Genomic DNA, 23,693 nt, shown 5'->3' on the forward strand with positions numbered 1-23,693 from the left:
TAGTGCCGCCATATGGCACTTCAGCACTAGCCCTGTGGTCATAGCCTGCGAATCTTTTGCGCACCTTCTTAGGGATAGTCTTCATGCTACGTTCTCTGCCCCTCGTTGCCTTGCTTGGCAGCCTTATCTTGAGTGCGTCCGCGCAGGCGGTCGATGTCGATCCCGCAACTTATGGCTACCCGATCACCAATCCGTTTGAAGCCACGATTGCCACCACGCCGCCGCAAATGCGCCCGCTGCTGCCTGACGAAGACGACATCAATCAATCGGATTACACCCTGAGCCTGCGCCCCGAACGCGAGTTCACGCTGCCCGCCAACTTTTGGGCCGTGAAAAAGCTGACTTACCGCATGGCCAAACAGGATCACCCGGCGCCGCTGATGTTTCTGATTGCCGGTACCGGTGCGGCTTACGACAGCAGCCTCAACGAGTACCTGAAAAAACTCTTCTATCAGGAGGGTTACCACGTTGTGCAGCTGTCATCACCGACCAGCTACGACTTCATGAGTGCGGCCTCGCGCCTGGCCACCCCCGGTATCAGCCAGTATGACGCCGAGGATCTGTATCACGTGATGCAAGCCGTGCGCGCCCAACAGGCCCACGTCCCGGTGACCGACTACTACCTGGCCGGTTATAGCCTGGGAGCACTGGATGCAGCGTTCGTCAGCCACCTGGATGAAACCCGCAAGAGTTTCAATTTCAAGAAAGTGTTGATGCTTAACCCCCCGGTCAACCTCTTCACCTCCATCAGCAACCTCGACAAGCTGGTGCAGACAGAGGTCAAAGGCATCAACAACACCACGACATTCTACGAACTGGTACTGGGCAAGCTGACCCGCTACTTCCAGGACAAAGGCCATGTGGACCTCAATGCGGCCCTGGTCTATGACCTGCAAAATTCCAAGGAGCGCCTGACCAACGAACAGATGGCGATGCTGATCGGCACCGTTTTCCGCTTCTCGTCGGCCGATATCGTGTTCACCTCGGACCTGATCAACCGTCGTGGCCTGATCACGCCGCCCAATTACCCGATCACCGAAGGCACCAGCCTGACACCGTTCCTCAAGCGCTCGTTGCAGTGTGATTTCGACTGCTACCTGACTGAACAGGTGATTCCGATGTGGCGCGCCAAAACCGATGGCGGCAGCCTGTTGCAACTGATCGACCAGGTCAGCCTGTATGCACTTCAGGACTACCTGAAAAACAGCCCGAAAATTGCCGTCATGCATAACGCCGACGACATCATCCTGGGGCCAGGCGATCTGGGATTCCTGCGCAAGACCTTCGGCAATCGCCTGACGGTTTACCCGTATGGTGGCCACTGCGGCAATCTCAACTACCGTGTCAACGCTGACGATATGCTGGAGTTCTTCCGTGGCTAAACAATTATTGCTTCTCGCCGCCCTGCTCGGCGCAGGCTTCGCCCAAGCGGATAACAGCAAGGCTCACACGGAGCTCACACCCGATGTCGACGGCTTCACCCAGCCGTTGAAACTGCTGAAATTCAATCCGGGCCTGGACCAGCGCGAGTTTGAACGCGCCACCATGAACGCGCTGAGCATCTATGACCCGCTGGAACCGCTCAACCGCCGGATCTACCACTTCAACTACCGCTTTGATCAGTGGGTCTTCCTGCCGGTGGTCAATGGCTATCGCTACGTCACGCCAAGTTTTCTGCGCACTGGCGTGAGCAACTTTTTCAACAACCTGGGTGATGTGCCCAACCTGTTCAACAGCCTGCTGCAGCTCAAGGGCCATCGCTCGCTGGAAACAACAGGGCGGCTGTTGCTGAACACGACGATCGGCATAGGCGGGCTGTGGGATCCGGCCACGGCGATGGGCCTGCCCCGTCAGAGCGAAGACTTCGGCCAGACCCTGGGCTTTTACGGCGTACCGGGTGGTGCCTACCTGATGCTGCCGATCCTCGGGCCGTCGAACCTGCGCGACACCACCGGCCTTGCGGTCGACTTTGGCGTCAATCAGGAAATCAACTTTCTCAACGTGCCTCACGAAAGCACCCGCCATCCGGAAATCTGGGTACTGGGCGCAGTCGACAAGCGCTACAACACCAGCTTCCGCTATGGCCAGTTCGACTCGCCGTTTGAGTACGACAAGCTGCGCTATATCTATACCGAAGCCCGCAAACTGCAGATTGCGGAGTAGCGTTGTATGCAAACCCCGTAGTCGCTGCCGCAGGCTGCGAAGGGTTGCGCAGCAACCCGTTCTCCTGAATGTTGCGTGAAAGGCCCTTGCGGGCTTTATCGCAGCCTTCGGCAGCGACTACAAAACCTAATCCTTCAAACCCGCAAAAACTGGCACAACGCATCACGCTTGGCCATCGCATCCCGACGCCCAAGCTCGATCAACTCCCGGCAATAGCCAGACTCGAACAGCAAATAACTCAGCACCCCTGCGCCACTGGTTTTGGTCGCACCGGGGCCCCGCAGAAACATGCGTAATGCTGCGGGCAATTCATGTCGATGGCGGGCGGCGATTTCGTCTATGGGCTGACTCGGCGCAATCACCAGCACTTCCACGGGCGACAGGCCAAGGTTGTCGGTCTGTCTGGGCAGCAAGCGGCTGAAGTGGTTCAGGCGCTCCAGCAGTTCGATATCGCTCTCCAGACTGTCGATAAACGTGCTGTTGAGCATGTGACCGCCAATTTGCGCCAGGGTCGGTTGTTGAGCGTTGTAGAAACGCGGCTGGCCATCTTGTATATCCGGCCCTCGCGGATTGCCGCTCACCCCCACCACCAGCACCCGGCTGGCCCCCAGATGCAGGGCCGGACTGATTGGCGCCGATTGGCGCACGGCACCGTCGCCAAAGTATTCTTCGCCCAGTTTTACCGGGGCAAAGAGCAGCGGAATCGCCGAACTGGCCAGCAAGTGCTCTACCGTCAACGCCGTAGGCATGCCGATGCGCCGGTGACGCAACCAGCCATTGATCGTGCCCTTGCCTTGATAAAAGGTCACCGCTTGACTCGACGAGTAGCCAAATGCCGTGACAGCCACGGCGCGCAGGTGCTGCCCGGCAATCGCCTGCTCAATGCCGGGAAAGTTGATTTTGTCCCGCAGCAGATCCCGCAGGGGTGAGCTATCAAGCAATGCCACGGGAACGTGGGAGCCCAGCCCGAGCAGGCTGTGCCCCACGAATCGACTGGCCTGATGCAGCACCCCCGGCCAGTCACTGCGCAATACGCGGCGACTTTCAAAGCCCTGCCAGAACGCGGTCAGGTGCTCGACCGCACGGGTAAAATCCATCGCCCCGCTGGCCAGACTGACTGCGTTGATCGCCCCAGCGGAGGTGCCGACGATCACTGGAAACGGGTTTGGCGCACCGGCAGGCAGCAGCTCGGCAATCGCCGCCAGCACGCCGACCTGATAGGCCGCACGCGCCCCGCCGCCAGACAGGATCAGGCCCGTGACCGGTGCGACTGACGTCACTGCGGGCAGGCCTGGGCGCGAGTTGCCTCAGCCGCGTTTGTCGTAGAGCTTGGGCTCGCCCGGTGGACGGGTCTTGAACCGGCGATGGGCCCACAGGTATTGCTCGGGACACTCGCGTACCGCCCGCTCGACCCATTGATTGATTCGCAGGCAATCGGCCTCATCGCTGTCTCCGGGGAAATCCTTCAGGGGAGGATGAATGACCAACTTGTAACCACTGCCGTCGGCCAGTCGTTGTTGAGTAAAGGGCACAACCTGAGCTTTGCCCAGTTTGGCAAATTTGCTGGTAGCCGTAACCGTGGCGGCCTCAATGCCGAACAACGGCACGAAAATACTTTGCTTGGCGCCGTAGTCCTGATCGGGTGCATACCAGATCGCCCGGCCGGAGCGCAGCAACTTGAGCATGCCGCGTACGTCATCGCGCTCAACCGCCAGGGAGTCGACGTTATGCCGTTCACGCCCCCGACGCTGGATAAAGTCGAACAGCGGGTTTTTGTGTTCGCGGTACATGCCGTCGATGGTGTGCTGCTGGCCGAGCAAGGCAGCGCCAATCTCCAGCGTGGTGAAGTGGAACGCCATCAGGATGACGCCCTTGCCTTCCAGCTGCGCCTGCTTGAGATGCTCCAGCCCTTCGACATGGGCCAATTTGGCCAGTCGTGGTTTGGACCACCACCAACTCATGGCCATCTCGAAAAACGCGATACCGGTGGAGGCAAAGTTGTCTTTGAGCAACTGCTTGCGCTCGGCGGCCGTTTTCTCGGGGAAGCACAACTCAAGGTTACGCGACGCAATGCGTCGACGATCACCGGCCACCCGGTACATCAACGCACCCAGCCCTCGGCCGATACACAGTTGTACTTTATAAGGCAGTTGAACAACCAGCCACAGCACGCCCAGCCCCAGCCATAGCAGCCAAAAGCGCGGATGAAAAAAAACAGCACGAAAACGCGGGCGATCCATTAATGATTCCGGACAGACACAAGGGTCGGGCATTCTACAACGTTCGACCCGGCTTGCGGCTTGCGGGCGTTCTCGTTATAAGTCTCAGCACTTTAAGTGACAAGTCGCGTTAAGCAACCATGAGCCAAACCGAATCGCTAGACCAAGCCCCTGTGTTCCAGTTAAAGGGCAGTATGCTCGCCATTACGGTGCTGGAACTGGCGCACAACGACCTTGAAGCCCTTGACCGTCAACTGGCGACCAAAGTGGCCCAGGCGCCTAATTTTTTCAGTAACACCCCGCTCGTCCTGGCGCTGGACAAACTGCCTGCCAGCGAAGGGGCTATCGATTTGCCGGGGCTGATGCGCGTGTGCCGTCAGCATGGGCTGCGCACCCTGGCCCTTCGCGCCAATCGCATTGAAGACATCGCAGCGGCCATTGCCATCGACCTGCCGGTGCTTCCGCCTTCAGGCGCTCGCGAACGACCGATTGACCCTGTCGAAGTCGTCGCGCCGAAAAAACCCGAAAAACCGCCTGAGCCGACCATCAAGCCGACCAAAATCATCACCAGCCCTGTACGTGGCGGTCAGACGGTGTATGCCGAGGGGTGTGACCTGGTGGTTATCGCCTCGGTAAGCCCCGGTGCGGAACTTATGGCCGATGGCAACATCCATGTTTACGGGCCAATGCGTGGCCGAGCGCTGGCTGGCCACAAAGGCAACACCAAGGCGCGGATTTTCTGCCAGCAGTTGAGCGCCGAACTGGTGTCGATTGCGGGCAAGTACAAGGTATCTGAAGACCTGCGAAGAGATCCGCTGTGGGGAACAGGCGTTCAGATCAGTCTGTCAAGTGACATGTTGAACATCACCCGTCTTTAACGGATACTCTCGCCATTTTCCAAGCATCTCAATTTCGTAGAGAAAACAGATTTCACCTTGTAGGCAACCAACACCCAAACAGCGTTTACGCTCTCGGATGATGACCCGCCAAGGCTGTTTGCCTGCAGTCGTTTATAGAGATGTTATTCAGGGGCTAAAAAGTCCTTTTTCCTTAGGGGTGAAACACCTTGGCCAAGATTCTAGTGGTTACATCCGGCAAGGGTGGTGTGGGTAAGACCACCACCAGCGCCGCTATCGGTACCGGCCTCGCTCTGCGCGGCCACAAAACAGTGATCGTCGACTTCGACGTTGGCTTGCGTAACCTCGACCTGATCATGGGTTGCGAGCGCCGCGTGGTGTATGACTTCGTCAACGTGGTTAACGGCGAAGCCAACCTGCAGCAGGCACTGATCAAAGACAAGCGCCTGGAAAATCTCTACGTGCTGGCCGCCAGCCAGACCCGTGACAAGGATGCGCTGACCAAGGAAGGCGTCGAAAAAGTTCTGATGGAACTTAAGGAAACCTTCGAATACGTGGTCTGCGATTCACCGGCTGGCATCGAAACCGGTGCTCACCTGGCCATGTACTTCGCTGATGAAGCGATTGTAGTGACCAACCCGGAAGTGTCCTCGGTACGTGACTCCGACCGCATGCTGGGCCTGCTGGCCAGCAAATCGCGCCGCGCCGAACTGAACCAGGACCCTATCAAGGAACACCTGCTTCTGACCCGCTACAACCCGGATCGTGTTTCCAAGGGCGAAATGCTCGGCGTTGAAGACGTCAAGGAAATTCTGGCCGTTGCCCTGCTGGGCGTGATTCCTGAATCCCAGGCGGTATTGAAGGCATCCAACCAGGGCGTACCCGTGATCCTTGATGATCAGAGCGACGCCGGTCAGGCCTACAGCGATGCGGTTGATCGCCTGCTGGGCAAAACCGTGGAGCACCGATTCCTGGATGTACAGAAGAAGGGATTCTTCGAGCGCCTGTTTGGAGGCAACTAGACAATGAACATTTTTGACTTCTTTCGTACCCGCAAAACGCCATCCACCGCGTCGGTCGCGAAAGAGCGTCTACAGATCATCGTGGCGCACGAGCGTGGCCAACGCAGCACCCCGGACTATCTGCCAGCCCTGCAAAAAGAGCTGGTCGAGGTGATCCGCAAATACGTCAACATCGGGGATGATCAAGTACAGATCGCCCTGGAGAACGAGGGTAGCTGCTCGATTCTGGAACTCAACATCACACTGCCTGATCGTTAATCGATCCGGCTGACACCGCGGCGACTTGGGCGCCTTCCCTGCCGGGAAGGTTCCCTCGTCGCCGTTGGTGTTTGTTAAGAGGCTGTTTTAATGCCGTTGTCCAATATTCACATCATCCACGAGGACGCTGGCGTCCTGGTGGTCAACAAACCCACCCTGTTGCTGTCGGTGCCCGGCCGGGCCGATGACAACAAGGACTGCCTCATCACCCGCCTGCAAGAAAACGGCTACCCCGAAGCGCGCATCGTCCATCGTCTGGACTGGGAAACCTCCGGGATCATTCTGCTGGCCCGTGATGCTGACACTCACCGCGAACTGTCCCGTCAATTTCACGACCGTGAAACCGAAAAGGCCTATACCGCGCTGGCCTGGGGTCAACCCGAGCTCGACAGTGGCAGCATCGACTTGCCCCTGCGTTACGACCCGCCGACCAAGCCCCGGCACGTGGTCGACCACGAGTTTGGCAAGAACGCGCTGACCTTCTGGAAAGTGCTGGAGCGTTGCGGCGATTACTGCCGAGTAGAGCTGACGCCGATTACCGGCCGGTCGCACCAGTTGCGCGTCCATATGCTGTCTATCGGCCACCCGTTGCTGGGCGATGGCCTGTATGCCCATCCGCAAGCCCTGGCCGCATGGCCTCGCTTGTGCCTGCACGCGAGCATGCTGAGTTTTACTCACCCGCAAACCGGCGAACGCCTGCGCTTTGAGTGCCCGGCACCGTTTTGACCGCAGGCATGACCACCTGACGTAGTCGCTGCCGAGGAACGAAGGCTGCGAGCTTTTAACCATCCAGAGCTCGCAGCCTTCGTTCCTCGGCAGCGACTACGTGAATGATGTTCGATTGGGATCAAATCTTGCGATCAATGCGCTAAACTCGCGGCCTTGCTGTCTGGAGTAACTTATGCGCGAAGAGTTGAACCAAGGCCTGATCGACTTTCTGAAGGCCTCCCCTACCCCCTTTCATGCCACTGCCAGTCTTGTTCAGCGCCTGGAGGCTGCCGGTTACCAGCGCCTCGACGAACGCGAAACATGGTTCACCGAAGCCAACGGTCGTTATTACGTCACCCGTAATGACTCGTCTATCGTTGCCTTCAAGCTGGGTCGTCACTCGCCGCTCCAGGGCGGTATCCGCATGGTCGGCGCTCACACAGACAGCCCGTGCCTGCGCGTCAAGCCACAGCCTGAACTGCAACGCCAGGGCTTTTGGCAACTGGGCGTAGAAGTCTACGGCGGGGCCCTGCTCGCGCCATGGTTTGACCGCGACTTGTCTCTGGCCGGACGCGTGACCTTCCGCCGCGACGGCCAGGTCGAAAGCCAGCTGATCGATTTCAAGGCACCGATTGCGACCATTCCCAATCTGGCGATCCACCTCAATCGCACCGCCAACGAAGGCTGGGCGATCAACCCGCAAACCGAGCTGCCGCCGATTCTGGCCCAGGTAGCAGGCGACGAGCGAGTGGATTTCCGTGCCCTGCTGGCCGACCAACTGGCCCGCGAGCACGGCCTCAATGCCGATGTGGTGCTCGATTACGAGCTGAGTTTCTACGACACCCAAAGTGCTGCGGTCATTGGCCTTAACGGTGACTTCATCGCCGGCGCTCGCCTCGACAACCTGCTGTCGTGCTACGCCGGCCTGCAAGCCCTGCTCACCACCGAGACCGAAGAAACCTGCCTGTTCGTGGCCAACGACCACGAAGAAGTCGGTTCCTGTTCAGCCTGCGGCGCCGATGGCCCGATGCTGGAGCAGATCCTGCAACGCGTACTGCCTGAAGGCGACGAGTACGTACGTACGATCCAGAAATCGCTGTTGGTATCGGCAGACAACGCCCACGGTGTTCATCCCAACTACGCCGACAAGCACGACGCCAACCACGGCCCCAAGCTCAATGCCGGGCCGGTGATCAAGGTCAACAGCAATCAGCGTTACGCCACCAACAGCGAAACGGCCGGGTTCTTCCGCCACCTGTGCATGGCCGTAGAAGTCCCGGTGCAAAGCTTTGTAGTGCGAAGCGACATGGGCTGCGGCTCAACCATTGGCCCGATCAGCGCCAGCCATCTGGGTGTACGTACCGTGGATATCGGTCTGCCGACATTCGCCATGCACTCGATCCGCGAACTGGCCGGCAGCCATGACCTCGCGCATCTGGTCAAAGTGCTCAGCGCGTTTTACGCCAGCCATCAGTTGCCGTAACACCGTTCTTTGTAGCCGCTGCCGCAGGCTGCGATAAGGGCCGCAGGACCTTCAAAAAAGCAGGGTCGCTGCGCAACCCATCGCAGCCTGCGGCAGCGGCTACAAGGTGCTGCATCTTGCTGATTCATTTTTGATACACATCACCACACATCTGCGTAAACCGACCTAGACTGGGGGCATTGCTTTCCAAAGGTCCATAACCATGTTCGAGATGTCTGCGTTCCACTCCATGATGATTCCCATTGTTTGCGGCATGCTGCTGCTCACCATTGGCTTCAACTTTCGCGAACGCAGTAGCGGCGTCGGCGTGCTGATGATCTGGTGCGGCATGCTGCTGATTTTTGGCACCATCGTTTTCAAGATCCTCGCCAAGCTGAACGAATAGGCGTGGTGTCATTCGCCCTTTGAATTAACGATCATTCATTTTTATGTGACAAGAAATGAATGATCGCGGGCCCTAGCGTACACTCGGCCAATTCGCACCCTTCGAGGTTGATCGCCCAGTGTTTCTCCGTCTTTTTGCCTTGCCCCATGTCCTGCTGGTTTGCCTGCTGACGCTGTTGCCCATGACGTGCGCACAGGCCGTTGGCTTGCCGGGCATGCTCGGCAGTTCGGATAAAACCCAGGCACAACCCACCGAGCCGCTGGGCCAATCGTTGGACGAGGTCATCAAAAACCTCGAAAGCGATCAGCAGCGCAGCAAGCTGCTGGCCGATCTGAAAAAACTGCGCGATGCCACCAAAAAAGCCCAGCCTGAAGCCGAGATCGGCGTTCTGGGACTGATCGGCAGCACCCTGGCAGACCTCGAAAAACAGTTCTCCGGCGCTGACAGCCCGACCTCTCGCTGGACCAAGGAAATATCCCAAGCCAACGAAGAGCTGTCGGCACTGATGCTGCCCGCCAGCGAATGGCTGCCGATCATCTTTGGCTTTGCATTAATCATCATGATCTGGAGTTTGTCGGCGGCACTGCTGATTTGGGTCAGCCACCGTGTCCGGGTGCGCTTTGGACTGAGCGAAGAACTGCCGCAACACCCCAAGGCCGTGGACATGCTGCGCTTTGCCCTGCGCAAACTGGGGCCGTGGATGGTGGCGCTGGTGATCACGGTGTACATGAGTTACGCCCTGCCCTCGTCGCTGGGCAAAGACCTGGCGATGGTGCTGGCTTACGCACTGGTTATCGGCACTTGCTTCTCGGCCATTTGCGTCATCCTGTTCTCACTGCTCGATGGCCCCCACCGTCATCGTGCCCTGCATATTTTGCGGCATCAGGCGTTTCGCCCTCTGTGGTGGATCGGCAGCTTTGCAGCCTTTGGCGAAGCACTCAGTGACCCGCGACTGGTGGCTACCCTGGGTGTGCATCTGGCCCATACGGCCGCTACCTTTGCCAATGTAATGGCCGCCCTGTCCACCGGGCTGTTTATCATCCGGTTCCGTCGCCCCATTGCCCACCTGATTCGCAACCAGCCATTGTCGCGTCGCCTGACCCGACGGGCCTTGAGCGACAGCATCGATATCCTTGGGACCTACTGGTTCATACCGGCCCTGATTCTGGTGGGTATTTCTCTGGTCGCGACGTTTGTCTCGGCAGGCGATACCAGCACCGCGCTGCGCCAGTCACTGATTTGCACCGTGCTGGTGGTACTGTGCATGGTGATCAACGGGCTGGTACGACGTCATTCCCAAAGACCGCAACGCGGACACAAACGTCATGCGCTGTATTCCGAGCGCTTGAAAAGCTTCCTCTACACCCTGGCGCATCTGATCGTGTGGCTGGTATTCATCGAGCTGGGGCTGCGGGTGTGGGGCATGTCACTGATCAGCTTCACCGAAGGCGAAGGTCATGAGATCAGCGTCAAACTGTTCAGCCTCGGCGGCACGCTGCTGTTTGCCTGGCTGATCTGGATTCTTTCCGACACCGCCGTGCACCACGCACTGACCCGCTCGCGCAAAGGCCTGGCCAATGCCCGCGCCCAAACCATGATGCCGTTGATTCGCAACGTGTTGTTTGTGGCGATTTTCATCATCGCGCTGATCGTGGCCCTGGCCAACATGGGCATGAACGTCACCCCCCTGCTGGCGGGTGCCGGTGTGATCGGTCTGGCCATCGGCTTTGGTGCGCAATCACTGGTTGCCGACCTGATCACCGGCCTGTTCATCATCATTGAAGACTCCCTGGCCATCGACGACTACGTCGATGTCGGCGGGCACCTGGGCACGGTTGAAGGGCTGACGATTCGTACAGTGCGCCTGCGGGATATCGACGGCATCGTGCATACCATCCCGTTCAGCGAAATCAAAAGCATCAAGAACTACTCCCGGGAATTCGGTTACGCCATCTTCCGGGTTGCGATCCCCTACAACATGGACATCGACGATGCGATCAAACTGATGCGTGAAGTCGGGCAAAAAATGCGGAACGACCCACTGCAGCGACGCAATATCTGGTCACCGCTGGAGATCCAGGGGGTCGAAAGCTTTGAGTCGGGCAGCGCCATCTTGCGCGCCCGTTTCAAGACCGCGCCTATCAAGCAATGGGAAGTGTCGCGGGCGTTCAACCTGTCCCTCAAGCGGCATCTGGATGAAGCCGGACTTGACCTGGCGACCCCGCGCCTGAGCGTACAAGTCGTGACCGCAGGCAGCGGAATGTTGCAGAAGGATTGATCCTGGATGCTGCCTCAACTTGTGTGGGAGCGGGCTTGCTCGCGATGACATCAGCGCGTTTTACCTGACACACCACGCCGAATGCATCGCGAGCAAGCCCGCTCCCACAGAGTGAGTTGCCTCCAGAAACCAGGGGGAATTCAACGCTCCTGCACATCCACCCCGACATGAATCGCATCATGTCGCCAATATTCCAGGTCACAGTCGATCAGCCGTTCGTGCTGGTCATAATTGACCCGCGCAATCCGTAAACCCGGGCTGCCGGTTGAAACCTTGAGCGTGGCTGCTGCTTGCATCGGCAATGATGTAGGTACGATTTCGAAACGCACCCGACCGTAATGCAAGTCGTAATGCCGGGCATACAGCTCGGTAATCGACCCGGTGAGATCAAGTTCAAGAATTCGAGGGAAATACTGAGGGTTCAAATAGTGCTCGACGTACAGCACCAGCCTCCCGTCAATGCGCCGGCCACGGCATATCTGGATCACACTGGACAGCGCCGGCAACTGCAAGCGGTCGCACACCGCCGCCGTGGCCGGTAGCAGGCGCGCCGAAATCACTTCAGTGGACGCCACCCGCCCCTGGGCCGTGACCATTGCGTGGAAGTGGCTACGCTGCATCAAGTTATAGGCCAGGCGCGGCGGCGAAATAAACCAGCCGCGACGCTCCTCCCGATAGACCATCCCCTGGGCTTCGAGCTGAAGCAACGCCTCGCGCACCGTAACCCGAGTAGTTGCAAACAACTCGCTGAGTTTGCGTTCGGCCGGCAACTGACTGCCGCACGCCAACAGGCCGTGCTCAATTTGCTCTTGGAGCGTGCGACTGATCGCGGTCACCGCTTTAGGTACACCTTCTCGCATCAACGTTACCTGACTGGACTAGTCCAGCACCAAATGTGGGCAGGCACGGCCTGAAAAATCACCAAACCTCGATAGCCGAAGCCTAGTCAGACCACATGACTGTTGCATGACAGCGCCTGCGACAAGGCCCATCAGAAAATGCCACAGGCCTTGCCAATCAAGCCCTGCGCGATGGTCTACGCTTACTCGAAACGCACACGCGAACCTGCAACATCCCCTGCACAACCAGTGCCGACATTAAAGTGTCATCTGCCGGGCTTAAATTGGCTCAGGTATTGCTGACCTAGACCAACCCACCGCAAAAGAGCAATAAAACCCAGCGTTGAAAACGCCCAAGGAGCTTCGGATGAAACGGTTTTTCCTGGCATCACTGTTAGGTTCAAGCATCGCCCTGTGCACATCGGCCATGGCCGCCGATGTGGATTTAAAAGCCCTGGAAGCCGCAGCAAAGGCAGAGGGAACGGTCAACAGCGTCGGCATGCCCGATGACTGGGCCAACTGGAAAGGCACGTGGTCAGATCTGAACAAGCTCTATGGCCTCAAGCACATCGATACCGACATGAGTTCGGCCCAGGAAGTGGCCAAGTTCGCCGCTGAAAAAGACAACGCCAGTGCCGACATCGGTGACGTAGGCGCGGCCTTCGGCCCGATTGCAGTGGCCAAGGGCGTGACCCAGCCGTACAAGCCGACCACCTGGGACCAGATCCCGGACTGGGCCAAGGACAAAGACGGTAACTGGGCGCTGGCCTACACCGGCACCATTGCGTTTATCGTCAACAAAAAGCTGCTGCACGGCTCCGAAGTTCCAACCAAGTGGGCTGACCTGAAATCCGGCAAATACAAGGTTTCCATCGGTGACGTGAGCACCGCAGCGCAAGCCACCAACGGCGTACTGGCTGCTGCACTGGCCAATGGCGGCAGTGAAAAGAACATCCAGCCTGCCCTGCTGATGTTTGCCGACATCGCCAAGCAAGGCCGCTTGTCATTGGCCAACCCGACCATCGCCACCATGGAAAAAGGGGAAGTGGAAGTGGGCGTGGTCTGGGATTTCAACGGCCTGAGCTACAAAGCCAAAATGGTCAACCCGGATGACTACGTGGTGCTGATTCCATCGGACGGTTCGGTGATCTCGGGCTACACCACCATCATCAACAAATACGCCAAGCACCCGAACGCGGCCAAGCTGACTCGCGAATTCATCTTCAGCGATGCCGGTCAAACCAACCTGGCGCGGGGCAATGCACGGCCGATTCGTGCCGAGCACTTGAAGCTGCCTGAAGACGTTCAAGCCAAGCTGCTCTCCAACGACCAGTACAAAAACGTGACCCCGATCAAGGACGCTGACGCCTGGGAAAAAACCTCCAAGGCCCTGCCGCAACTGTGGCAGGAAGAAGTCATCATCAATATGCAGTAACCCGCACCCCGCCTGTTCCCTGTGGGAGCGGGCTTGCTCGCGATACATACACCTCGGTGTTTCAGGTCCACCACGCCGATAGCATCGCGAGCAAGCCCGCTCCCACAGTCCATGCGCTGTGCCAGCGGAGTCGCCGGACATGAAACACAACGTTATCCTGGTAGTCCTCGATGGCTTGAATTACGAGGTAGCCCGCCAGGCGATGGGCCATCTGCAAGCCTACGTCGGGGCGGGTCGTGCTGCACTCTACAAGCTCACTTGCGAATTGCCCGCGCTGTCACGCCCTCTTTACGAATGCATCCTCACAGGCGTGCCGCCGATTGAAAGCGGCATCGTGCACAACAATGTGTCGCGCCTGTCCAACCAGCGCAGCGTGTTCCATTACGCTCGCGACGGTGGCCTGAGCACGGCCGCCGCGGCTTATCACTGGGTCAGCGAACTGTATAACCGCTCGCCATTTGTGATGGCCCGGGACCGCCATACCGTTGCCGCCGATTTGCCGATTCAGCACGGGCATTTCTACTGGAACGATCACTACCCCGACTCCCATTTGTTCGCCGACGCCGAAAGCCTGCGTGTAGCGCACACACCGAATTTCTTACTGGTTCATCCCATGAACATTGATGATGCCGGGCACAAGCACGGCCTCGATACCCCGCAATACCGCAACAGTGCGCGCTCGGCCGACATCATTCTGGCCGACTACCTGCAAAGCTGGCTGCAGGCCGGTTATCAGGTGCTGGTGACAGCCGATCACGGCATGAACAACGACCGCTCACACAACGGCATGCTGCCCGAAGAGCGTGAAGTCCCCCTGTTTGTACTGGGCGATGCGTTCAGCCTCAACCCGGATGTCACCCCCAAACAAACCGAGTTGTGCGGCACGATCTGCGAGTTGCTGGGTGTGACCCATGACAAACCGTTGTGTCGCGACCTGCTGAGGCCAGCGCCATGAGCCGTGGCAAATGGCTTGCGTTGCTGTGCCTGGTGCCCTTCGCCGTTTTTTTTATCGTGTTTCAAATTGCCCCGCTGGTGTGGGTGCTGATCCACAGCGTGCAATCTGAAGAAAGCGGCTGGGGCATGGCCAACTTCATCAAGATCTTCAACTCGAAATTCTACTTGCAAGCCATCCAGCACAGCCTGGAGATCAGTTTCTGGTCCAGTCTGTTCGGCATTGTGATCGCCATACTGGGCAGTTACTCCTTGCGCAAGGTGGATTCGCGGCTGCGCAATTTCGTCAACGCGTTCGCCAACATGACCAGCAACTTCTCCGGGGTTCCGCTGGCCTTCGCCTTCATCATTCTGCTGGGGTTTAACGGCAGCATTACGATCATGCTCAAACAGGCCGGGATCATTGAGGACTTCAACCTTTACTCCAAGACCGGCCTGATCATCCTGTACACCTACTTCCAGATTCCCCTCGGCGTACTGCTGCTTTACCCCGCCTTTGATGCCGTACGCGAAGACTGGCGTGAGTCGGCGTCCTTGCTGGGGGCCAGCAGCTGGCAGTTCTGGCGCCATATCGGCCTGCCCGTCCTCACCCCGGCATTGCTCGGCACTTTCGTGATCCTGCTGGCCAACGCACTGGGCGCCTACGCCACGGTGTATGCATTGACCACGGGCAACTTCAACGTACTGCCGATCCGTATTGCTGCAATGGTCTCGGGAGATATCAGCCTGGATCCGAACATGGCCAGCGCCCTGGCGGTGATTCTGGTGGGATTGATGACCCTGGTGACCCTGGTGCATCAGTGGCTGTTAAAGAGGAGCTACCATGTCGCGCGCTGAATCGGGTTCCCCCGGCATTTACCACCGCAGCGTGGTCTGGCTGCTGTTTCTGATCTTGTTGCTGCCGCTGCTGGGCACTCTTGTTTACTCCATCGCCAGCAGTTGGTCGGCGAGCATCCTGCCCAGTGGTTTTACCTTGAAGTGGTACAGCCAGTTGTGGAGCGACCCGCGCTTTCTCGCAGCCTTCGGCCAGTCGCTGTTGGTGTGCGTTGCAGCGCTGGTGCTGTCCGTCATTCTGATCCTGCCGCTGCTGTTTGTGGTGCACTACCACTTCCCCAGGCTCGATGCGCTGATGAACATCCTGATCCTGCTGCCTTTCGCCGTACCGCCAGTGGTGTCATCGGTGGGCCTGTTGCAGCTCTACGGTTCAGGCCCGCTGCAAATGGTCGGCACCCCCTGGATTCTGATCGGCTGCTATTTCACCGTGGCGCTGCCCTTTATGTACCGGGCGATCACCAACAACCTGCAGGCAATCAACCTGCGCGACCTGATGGACGCAGCCCAACTGCTGGGTGCCAGCACCTGGCAGGCGGCGTTTTTGGTGGTGCTGCCCAATTTGCGCAAAGGCTTGATGGTTGCCCTGCTGCTGTCGTTCTCGTTCCTGTTTGGCGAGTTTGTGTTCGCCAACATTCTGGTGGGCACCCGCTACGAAACCTTGCAGGTGTTCTTGAACAACATGCGTAACAGCAGTGGCCACTTCACCAGCGCCCTGGTGATCTCCTATTTCCTCTTTGTATTGGTGCTGACCTGGGTTGCCACCTTCCTGAACAAGGACAAAAGCCAATGAGCTTCGTCAGCGTCGAACACCTGCAAAAATCCTATTCCGGCACGGCGATTTTCAGCGATATCAACTGCAGCATCGCCAAGGGGGAGTTCGTGACCCTGCTGGGGCCATCCGGTTGCGGCAAGTCCACGCTGCTGCGCTGTATCGCGGGATTAACGCCCGTGGACGGTGGCAAAATCCTGCTCGATGGCCAGGACATCGTGCCGCTGAGCCCGCAAAAGCGTGGCATCGGCATGGTGTTTCAAAGCTATGCGCTGTTCCCCAACATGACCGTCGAGCAAAACGTCGCGTTCGGCTTGCGCATGCAGAAGGTCAGCACTGATGACAGCAACAAGCGCGTGGCCGAAGCATTGCAACTGGTGGAACTGAATGATTTTGCCAAGCGCTACCCGCACCAGCTGTCGGGTGGTCAATGCCAGCGCGTGGCCCTGGCGCGCTCGCTGGTCACGCGTCCGCGCCTGTTGCTGCTGGATGAGCCGCTGTCGGCGCTGGATGCGCGAATTCGCAAGCACTTGCGCGAGCAAATCCGCACTATTCAGCGCGAGCTGGGCCTGACCACGATTTTCGTCACCCACGACCAGGAAGAAGCACTGGTCATGAGCGACCGGATATTCCTGATGAACAAGGGCCACATCGTTCAAAGCGGCAATGCCCAAACCCTCTATGCCGCACCCGTGGATGCATTCGCCGCCGGGTTTATCGGCAACTACAACCTGCTGGACCCCGAAACTGCCAGCCGCCTGCTGCAACGCCCGATCAACAGCCGCATCGCCATACGCCCTGAAACCGTGGGTCTGAGCCTGCAGGGCGAACTCGACGGGGTGATCCTCAACCACAGCCTGCTGGGCAACGTCATCCGCTACCGGGTAGAGGCACGTGGTGTGCAACTGATCGTCGATGTACTCAACCGGGCACCCGGTGATCTGTATCCGGATGGTCAGCGTGTGGCGCTGTCCATCGATTCAAGCACCCTTTGTGAGGTAGCCTGATGTTCTTGAATTCACTGAAGAGCGAGTTGCGCTGATGGCTTTGGCAATTTTTGACCTGGACGAAACCCTGATTCATGGCGACTGCGCCACCCTGTGGAGCGAGCAGATGGGCCGCCTGGGCTGGGTTGATCCCGCGTCGTTCATGCAGCGCAACAACGAGCTGATGGACGCCTACAGCCAAGGCAAGCTGGCCATGGAAGAGTTCATGGCCTTCAGCCTGGAACCGTTGATAGGCCGCACCCCCGAAGAGGTTGAACACTTGGTCGGGCCGTGGGTTGAAGACTTCATCGAACCGATCATCTTCAGCGACGCCACAAGAACCATTGCGGCCCATCGCAAGGCAGGGGACCGGATCCTGGTGATTTCGGCCTCGGGCACCCATCTGGTAAAGCCGATTGCAGAGCGGCTGGGGATCGATGAAGTGCTGGGGATCGAGCTGGAAGTTGCACACGGCTTTTACACCGGCAACACCGTGGGAACCTTGACGTACCGCGAAGGCAAGATCACGCGCCTGCTGGAATGGCTTGATGAGCAGGAAGAAAACCTTGAGGGGGCGAGCTTTTACTCCGACTCACGCAACGACTTGCCGCTGCTACTCAAGGTTGATCACCCGCACGTGGTGAATCCTGATCCGGTATTGCGTGAACAGGCAGAAAAGGCCGGGTGGCCGATCCATCACTGGAAGTGACACCCCAATACCTGTGGGAGCGGGCTTACACGCGATACAGACGCCGCGTTTTGTCAGGCACGCCGGGTCGATACCATCGCGAGCACGCCCGCTCCAACCAGGATCAGCTCAGGCTGCTGTCTATCACCAGCACCAGCTTGCCCGACACCTGATTGCTTGCCAGTTCGGCAAATGCCGCCTGAGCCTCTTCAATCGGAAAGGTTTTGGCCAGTTGCGGGCTCAGGCGACCTTCAGTGAACAATGGCCATACCTGCTGCCCCAGATCACTGAGCAGGTCAGCCTTGAATTGATCGCTGCGGCTACGCAGAGTCGAACCCAGCAGCTGGATACGCTTGCCCAGTACCAGTGCCAGATCCAGCTCGGCCTTGCGACCGCCCATCAAGCCGATCAACACCCAACGCCCGTCCAGCGCCAGCAACTTGAGGTTGGACTCGGCGTAGTTGGCGCCCACCGGGTCAAGTACCACATCGAAAGGCCCCATGGCCTTGAGGCTATCCAGCCCCTCGGTACGCACCACACCGCCCTGTGCACCCAACGCCTGACAGTAAGCCAGACGATCAGCCGAACCCACAGTGACCCAGCACGGGCTGCCGAAGGCCTTGCACAACTGAATGGCCGCTGAACCAACACCGCTTGCGCCAGCATGCAGCAGCACTTTTTCACCTGGCTGCAAAGCGGCCAGCTGGAACAGGTTCAGCCACGCAGTGCTGTACACCTCAGGCAAGGCTGCCGCTTCGATCAGCGACAGACCTTCAGGCACTGGCAGGGCGTGACGGGCATCGACCACCACCTCTTGCGCCATGCCGCCGCCCGCCAGCAGCGCGCAAACCCGGTCGCCCACCTGCCAGGACGAACCCGGCCCCACTTCAGTGACCACTCCGGAGCACTCCAGGCCCAACACCTGACTGGCGCCCGGCGGCGGCGGATACAACCCGGCGCTCTGCAACAGATCGGCCCGATTGAGCCCCGCAGCCGCCACACGAATTCGAATTTGTCCTACATCACATGCCGGGCTTGGCTCTTCAACCCATGTCACTTGACCTTCAACGCCTTGCAATGCTTTCACAGTGCCTCCATAGTGAGTCTGGACTGAGCCCGGAGCTGTTGCGCCGGGCTTTTTGCATTATGCGACCGGTCCTTGATGGAACCGGCGACTTCAAAGACGGCCTAATATGCGTTATCAATTGCCCCCGCGTCGAATCAGCATGAAGCATTTATTCCCTAGCACCGCACTTGCCCTATTCATTGGCCTAGGCGTTTTGCCGTTTTCGGCCAATTCGTTCGCCGCTAACAGTTGGGATAACCTTCAGCCCGATCGTGATGAGGTAATTGCCAGTCTTAACGTTGTTGAGCTGCTCAAGCGCCATCATTACAGCAAGCCGCCACTGAATGACGCGCGCTCCGCGATCATCTATGACAGCTACCTGAAGCTGCTTGACCCTTCTCGAAGCTATTTTCTGGCCAGCGATATTGCCGAGTTCGACAAATGGAAGTATCAGTTTGACGACTTCCTCAAAAGCGGCGATCTCAATCCCGGCTTCATCATCTACAAGCGCTACCTGGACCGCGTCAAATCGCGCCTGGACTTCGCCCTTGCAGAGCTGAACAAAGGCCCTGACTCTCTGGACTTCACGGCTCGCGAAACCTTGCAGATCGACCGCAAGGACGCTCCGTGGCTCAAGACCGAAGCCGAACTCAATGACCTGTGGCGCAAACGCATCAAGGACGAAGTCCTGCGCTTGAAGATCGCTGGTAAAGAGCCCGCAAAAATTCAGGAGCTGCTGACCAAGCGTTACAAGAATCAGTTGTCGCGCCTTGATCAGACCCGCAGCGAAGACATCTTCCAGGCCTACATCAACACCTTCGCCATGTCTTACGATCCGCACACCAACTATCTGTCGCCAGATAACGCGGAGAACTTCGACATCAACATGAGCCTGTCGCTGGAAGGCATCGGCGCCGTGTTGCAGAGCGATAACGACCAGGTGAAAATTGTCCGGCTGGTGCCCGCGGGCCCTGCCGACAAGACCAAACAAGTCGCACCGGCTGACAAGATCATCGGTGTTGCCCAGGGCGACAAGGAAATGGTCGACGTCATCGGCTGGCGTCTGGACGAAGTGGTCAAATTGATTCGTGGCCCTAAAGGCTCCGTGGTGCGCCTGGAAGTGATTCCGGCCAGCAACGCGCCGAACGACCAGACCAGCAAGATTGTGTCCATCACCCGCGAAGCGGTGAAGCTTGAGGAACAGGCTGCCAAAAAGTCGATCCTCAACCTGAAACAGGATGGCAAGGACTACAAGCTCGGCGTCATCGAAATCCCGGCCTTCTACCTGGATTTCAAAGCGTTCCGCGCTGGCGACCCGAACTACAAGAGCACCACCCGCGACGTCAAAAAACTGCTGACCGAGTTGCAGAAAGAAAAAGTCGATGGCGTGATTATCGACCTGCGCAACAACGGTGGCGGCTCGTTGCAGGAAGCGACCGAACTGACCAGTCTGTTTATCGACAAGGGTCCGACGGTTCTGGTGCGTAACGCCGACGGCAAGGTGGACGTTCTGGAAGACGAAAACCCGGGCGCGTTCTACAAAGGCCCGATGGCGTTGCTGGTCAACCGCCTCTCGGCTTCGGCCTCGGAGATTTTTGCCGGCGCCATGCAGGACTACCATCGCGCGCTGATCATCGGCGGCCAGACGTTCGGCAAAGGTACGGTGCAAACCATCCAGCCACTGAACCACGGCGAGCTGAAACTGACTCTGGCCAAGTTCTACCGGGTTTCCGGTCAGAGCACCCAGCATCAGGGCGTACTGCCTGACGTTGCCTTCCCGTCGATCATCGACACCAAGGAAATCGGCGAAAGCGCACTGCCTGAAGCCATGCCGTGGGACACCATCCGCCCTGCCATCAAGCCGGCGTCTGATCCGTTCAAGCCTTACATTGACCGGCTCAAAGCCAACCATGATGCCCGCGCGACCAAGGATGCCGAGTTCATCTTTATCCGCGACAAGCTGGCCCTGGCCGAGAAGTTGATGGCCGAGAAGACCGTCAGCCTGAACGAGGCCGAGCGTCGTGCACAGCACGCCGATATCGATGCCAAGCAATTGGTGATGGAGAACGCTCGCCGTCAGGCCAAAGGCGAAGCACCGCTCAAGGAAATGAAGAAAGAAGACGAGGATGCGTTGCCGGTAGAGCGTGAAAAGACCAAACCGGAAGATGACGCCTACCTGAGTGAAACCGGGCGGATTCTGCTGGACTACCTCAAGCTCAGCTCGCAAGTGGCAAAGAAGTAAATCAAGGCTGAAAAAAAGGGCGGGCCGCGTTATGCGTCCCGCCCTTTTTATTGGCTATTGGTAAAGCCGGGCCAGTTGCGGATCAGCCAGCAATCCCGGGCCACCTTCCTGATACAACATCGCCAGCTTGTGCGCGGCCAGTGGATGTCCCGCCTTTACCGCCATCGTCCACCAGCGCGCCGCTTCTGCAGCATCCGGGGTCTTGCCGAGCGAACCCGCCAGGCTGAAAACACCCACTTGATAAGCTGCCTTCGCGTCGCCGCTCAATGCCGCCAGACGCAACAGGCGTACGCCCTCCTCCTTCGCTCCAAGGCCTTGACCGCGAAAGGCCAGAATGTGCCCGTAGAAGCTTTGGGCACGGGTATCGCCCAGGTTGGCCATACGTGCAAACTGCCCTTCCATCCAGCCCCAGACGCGCGGCTGGCGCACGCACCAGGGCCAGCGAAACAACTTGCGCGCCAGCCAGTAGCTCAGGCGCGCCTTAAACCGCCAGAGCACTCAAGCCTCCTCGTGCTCATAAGCATGCTCAAACACGCGCACCACCTCTGAGGCATGCCATGACGCGGCGGCAATGCCATCCGGCGGGCCGGGAAAACGCCCAAGCCGCTCAACGCACTCAAAAAAGCCCGTGCGTGGCAGGCGACTTGCGCCCTGGCTGATCACCAGCGAACTGCGCAAGGGCTGCTCGGCCCTGGCATCCATCGCCGCTAGGTGCTCAAGTGCTGCGGTAAGGGTCAACATTGCAGGGCTCGGTAATTGCAACCGTTCCAATAGTGCACGGTAAGTCAGCAAGTGGCGCTGTCGGCGCGCCTGATCGAGCTCAGCCAACAACCCATCCCAGTGTTGACGACTGATGCGAACGCTCATGGTGCTTCCCTCCAGCCCGGGATACCAAGCTCCCAGGCCAAGCTTCGACGAATGGCGAGGTCGGGGAGACGCTCACCGGTTTCTATCATTCCCAGATAGGACGGACTGATACCGACTGTGCGAGCCAGCACTTCAAGGGCCAGGCCCTTGTTCTCGCGCAGGCTGCGCAGTTGATCGAGTCCGGGATGCACCTGCTCGGGGGCAGATGCCTGTAGTACAGGGTCAGGCGCTGCAGTTCGCTCCTTGAGGCCTGCAGCCTTGAGCAGCGCCTGATAACTTTCCCATGAAAGAACGGCGTATTCAGGCTCACCATTACGCTTGATGATTTGAAGATCCATTACTAAACCCCGTCAGACTTTTAAATAAATCGAGTCAGAACTTTCCCTTGAAGCTTAATCCTATCAGCCACCAAGGTCTCTCGGGTTTTCACTCGCAAGTGAAATTTTTGTGAAAACAGCCCTGAACGCCCCACCGGGAGGAAAATGTTATCCACACAAATTGTGGATAACCTTGTGAACAGAGCTGTTTTTTAAGGCTGAAAGGCCCGCCCCATAAGGGCTGGAGTCAGATCGGGCGTTTTTTACACACATAAAAAAACCCATAAATTCATTGACTTGGCAGTCAGCAACCACTAGCCAAGGGAACTTATGGGCGATTTGAAAGGGTGCAGGACAACACTGACGCAAACAAAAACCTGACTGCAGAAACGACAACGCCCCGTCGAGACGGGGCGTTACGCGTACAACATGCTACTTATTTGGCAGCGTCTTGCTCTGCTTTGGCAGGATCTTTGATGCCCAGCAGTTCCAGATCGAAAACCAGCACCGAGTTGGCCGGGATCGACGGGCTTGGGCTTTGTGCGCCGTAGGCCAGTTCGCTAGGGATGTACAGCTTGTACTTCTCGCCAACATGCATCAGTTGCAGACCTTCAACCCAACCCGGGATCACGCCGCTAACCGGCAGATCGATCGGGCTGCCGCGCTCAACCGAGCTGTCGAACACCTTGCCATCAATCAATTTGCCTTCGTAGTGAACAGTCACCACGTCGGTGGCTTTAGGCTGAGGGCCATCGGCTTTCTTGATGACTTCGTACTGCAGGCCAGAAGCGGTAGTGACAACACCTGCTTTCTTGCCATTTTCTTCCAGGAATTTTTTGCCAGCAGTAGAAGCTTCTTCGCTCATCTTGGTCAGACGCTCTTCAGCACGTTTCTGCAGTGCTGCAAACGCTTCGATCAGCTCATCGTCCTTCAGCTTTTGCTCTTTCTTGCCGACGGCATCTTCGATGCCCTGGGCTACGGCCTTGGAATCCAGATCATCCATGCCTTCTTGAGCCAGGCTTTTACCCATGTTCAGGCCAATGCCGTACGAGGCTTTTTGCGCTGGAGTTTTCAGCTCTACGCTGGTCTGCGAATCACAACCCGCCAGTACCAGGCTTACCAGAGCCACAGCTGCCGCCAACCGATGCTGTTTCATGCTATTTCCTTGTTCATGCGCCAAATGGGCAATCGAATAAAGCCGCGAGCTTATCAGGCGGCCGCGACCAATGGCTACCGGCATAAGAGGGGCGAAATGCCGATAAGTTCATGCATTAATAACAATTCACGATTACAGCAACTTTTATTAACACATCTGTAAACCCGACA

Annotated in this window: 24 protein-coding genes; 16 read left to right on the top strand and 8 right to left on the bottom strand. The window is 58.2% G+C overall.

Annotation, left to right across the window (positions count from 1 at the left end; all coding sequences use genetic code 11):
- The first annotated feature begins 83 nt into the window (after positions 1–83).
- A complete protein-coding gene (locus tag AACY07_RS07450) occupies positions 84–1,382 on the top strand; it encodes a serine/threonine protein kinase (RefSeq protein ID WP_133078132.1) in 1,299 nt (432 codons plus the stop codon).
- Entirely contained in the window at positions 1,375–2,163 is a 789-nt protein-coding gene (locus AACY07_RS07455) for an MlaA family lipoprotein (RefSeq protein WP_339474184.1), read from the top strand. Before AACY07_RS07450 ends, AACY07_RS07455 begins: the two co-directional genes overlap by 8 nt.
- Before the next feature lie 134 nt (positions 2,164–2,297).
- Here AACY07_RS07455 and AACY07_RS07460 read toward each other — a convergent pair whose 3' ends face one another.
- Together AACY07_RS07460 and AACY07_RS07465 are read right to left on the bottom strand one after the other, a co-directional pair.
- A complete protein-coding gene (locus tag AACY07_RS07460) occupies positions 2,298–3,443 on the bottom strand; it encodes a patatin-like phospholipase family protein (RefSeq protein ID WP_339474186.1) in 1,146 nt (381 codons plus the stop codon).
- Between the two features lie 27 nt (positions 3,444–3,470).
- Positions 3,471–4,403, bottom strand: a complete 933-nt coding sequence (locus tag AACY07_RS07465; protein WP_339474188.1) for a lipid A biosynthesis lauroyl acyltransferase — start codon at positions 4,401–4,403, stop codon at positions 3,471–3,473.
- Positions 4,404–4,522: 119 nt separating this feature from the next.
- On the opposite strand from AACY07_RS07465, the gene minC reads away from it, so the two are divergent.
- From minC to AACY07_RS07500, 7 genes are all read left to right on the top strand, one after another.
- A complete protein-coding gene (gene minC, locus AACY07_RS07470) occupies positions 4,523–5,260 on the top strand; it encodes a septum site-determining protein MinC (RefSeq protein WP_339474190.1) in 738 nt (245 codons plus the stop codon).
- A gap of 188 nt (positions 5,261–5,448) precedes the next feature.
- Positions 5,449–6,261, top strand: coding sequence for a septum site-determining protein MinD (minD, locus tag AACY07_RS07475; RefSeq protein WP_019828576.1), 813 nt, complete (start codon positions 5,449–5,451; stop codon positions 6,259–6,261).
- Positions 6,262–6,264: 3 nt separating this feature from the next.
- A complete protein-coding gene (gene minE, locus AACY07_RS07480) occupies positions 6,265–6,519 on the top strand; it encodes a cell division topological specificity factor MinE (protein ID WP_019828577.1) in 255 nt (84 codons plus the stop codon).
- Positions 6,520–6,609: 90 nt separating this feature from the next.
- On the top strand, positions 6,610–7,245 hold the full coding sequence (locus AACY07_RS07485) for an RluA family pseudouridine synthase (protein WP_016780153.1): 636 nt from the start codon (positions 6,610–6,612) through the stop codon (positions 7,243–7,245).
- A gap of 175 nt (positions 7,246–7,420) precedes the next feature.
- Entirely contained in the window at positions 7,421–8,710 is a 1,290-nt protein-coding gene (locus AACY07_RS07490; RefSeq protein WP_339474194.1) for a M18 family aminopeptidase, read from the top strand.
- A gap of 202 nt (positions 8,711–8,912) precedes the next feature.
- Complete coding sequence (locus AACY07_RS07495; RefSeq protein WP_019828579.1) at positions 8,913–9,095, top strand: hypothetical protein; 183 nt, start codon at positions 8,913–8,915, stop codon at positions 9,093–9,095.
- A 118-nt stretch (positions 9,096–9,213) separates the two neighbouring features.
- Positions 9,214–11,373 carry a mechanosensitive ion channel domain-containing protein gene (locus AACY07_RS07500; protein WP_326398255.1) on the top strand — a complete coding sequence of 720 codons (2,160 nt, stop codon included), beginning with the start codon at positions 9,214–9,216 and terminating at the stop codon, positions 11,371–11,373.
- A 140-nt stretch (positions 11,374–11,513) separates the two neighbouring features.
- On the opposite strand, the gene AACY07_RS07505 is transcribed toward AACY07_RS07500, so the two are convergent.
- Positions 11,514–12,233 carry a UTRA domain-containing protein gene (locus tag AACY07_RS07505; RefSeq protein ID WP_339474198.1) on the bottom strand — a complete coding sequence of 240 codons (720 nt, stop codon included), beginning with the start codon at positions 12,231–12,233 and terminating at the stop codon, positions 11,514–11,516.
- 346 nt (positions 12,234–12,579) lie between these two features.
- Here AACY07_RS07505 and AACY07_RS07510 point away from each other — a divergent pair, with 346 nt between their 5' ends.
- The 6 genes from AACY07_RS07510 to AACY07_RS07535 all read left to right on the top strand — a co-directional run bounded on the left by AACY07_RS07510 (position 12,580) and on the right by AACY07_RS07535 (position 17,896).
- A complete protein-coding gene (locus AACY07_RS07510) occupies positions 12,580–13,647 on the top strand; it encodes an ABC transporter substrate-binding protein (protein ID WP_339474200.1) in 1,068 nt (355 codons plus the stop codon).
- A 139-nt stretch (positions 13,648–13,786) separates the two neighbouring features.
- Positions 13,787–14,602 (top strand): alkaline phosphatase family protein, encoded by an 816-nt coding sequence (locus tag AACY07_RS07515; RefSeq protein ID WP_339474201.1) that lies wholly within the window; start codon positions 13,787–13,789, stop codon positions 14,600–14,602.
- Positions 14,599–15,435: an ABC transporter permease gene (locus tag AACY07_RS07520; RefSeq protein WP_019827637.1), complete on the top strand. Its 837-nt coding sequence runs from the start codon at positions 14,599–14,601 to the stop codon at positions 15,433–15,435. The genes AACY07_RS07515 and AACY07_RS07520 overlap by 4 nt, the downstream gene beginning before the upstream one ends.
- Positions 15,422–16,222: an ABC transporter permease gene (locus tag AACY07_RS07525; RefSeq protein ID WP_339474202.1), complete on the top strand. Its 801-nt coding sequence runs from the start codon at positions 15,422–15,424 to the stop codon at positions 16,220–16,222. Before AACY07_RS07520 ends, AACY07_RS07525 begins: the two co-directional genes overlap by 14 nt.
- Positions 16,219–17,208, top strand: coding sequence for an ABC transporter ATP-binding protein (locus AACY07_RS07530; protein WP_133078121.1), 990 nt, complete (start codon positions 16,219–16,221; stop codon positions 17,206–17,208). The genes AACY07_RS07525 and AACY07_RS07530 overlap by 4 nt, the downstream gene beginning before the upstream one ends.
- 34 nt (positions 17,209–17,242) lie before the next feature.
- The gene (locus tag AACY07_RS07535; protein ID WP_133078120.1) at positions 17,243–17,896 is read left to right on the top strand and encodes an HAD family hydrolase; all 654 of its coding nucleotides are present in this window, start codon (positions 17,243–17,245) and stop codon (positions 17,894–17,896) included.
- 103 nt (positions 17,897–17,999) lie between these two features.
- On the opposite strand, the gene AACY07_RS07540 is transcribed toward AACY07_RS07535, so the two are convergent.
- A complete protein-coding gene (locus tag AACY07_RS07540; protein ID WP_339474204.1) occupies positions 18,000–18,962 on the bottom strand; it encodes an NAD(P)H-quinone oxidoreductase in 963 nt (320 codons plus the stop codon).
- A 139-nt stretch (positions 18,963–19,101) separates the two neighbouring features.
- Here AACY07_RS07540 and AACY07_RS07545 point away from each other — a divergent pair, with 139 nt between their 5' ends.
- On the top strand, positions 19,102–21,183 hold the full coding sequence (locus tag AACY07_RS07545) for a carboxy terminal-processing peptidase (protein WP_339474207.1): 2,082 nt from the start codon (positions 19,102–19,104) through the stop codon (positions 21,181–21,183).
- 54 nt (positions 21,184–21,237) lie between these two features.
- On the opposite strand, the gene AACY07_RS07550 is transcribed toward AACY07_RS07545, so the two are convergent.
- The 4 genes from AACY07_RS07550 to AACY07_RS07565 all read right to left on the bottom strand — a co-directional run bounded on the left by AACY07_RS07550 (position 21,238) and on the right by AACY07_RS07565 (position 23,523).
- Positions 21,238–21,681 (bottom strand): tetratricopeptide repeat protein, encoded by a 444-nt coding sequence (locus AACY07_RS07550; protein ID WP_133078117.1) that lies wholly within the window; start codon positions 21,679–21,681, stop codon positions 21,238–21,240.
- Positions 21,682–22,050, bottom strand: a complete 369-nt coding sequence (locus tag AACY07_RS07555; RefSeq protein ID WP_339474209.1) for a hypothetical protein — start codon at positions 22,048–22,050, stop codon at positions 21,682–21,684. It lies immediately after the preceding gene.
- The gene (locus AACY07_RS07560; protein ID WP_133078115.1) at positions 22,047–22,388 is read right to left on the bottom strand and encodes a helix-turn-helix domain-containing protein; all 342 of its coding nucleotides are present in this window, start codon (positions 22,386–22,388) and stop codon (positions 22,047–22,049) included. Before AACY07_RS07560 ends, AACY07_RS07555 begins: the two co-directional genes overlap by 4 nt.
- A gap of 415 nt (positions 22,389–22,803) precedes the next feature.
- A complete protein-coding gene (locus AACY07_RS07565; protein WP_219261577.1) occupies positions 22,804–23,523 on the bottom strand; it encodes an FKBP-type peptidyl-prolyl cis-trans isomerase in 720 nt (239 codons plus the stop codon).
- Positions 23,524–23,693: the final 170 nt, after the last annotated feature.

The sequence above is a fragment of the Pseudomonas sp. RL_5y_Pfl2_69 genome (genome assembly GCF_963970465.1).
GTDB lineage: Bacteria > Pseudomonadota > Gammaproteobacteria > Pseudomonadales > Pseudomonadaceae > Aquipseudomonas.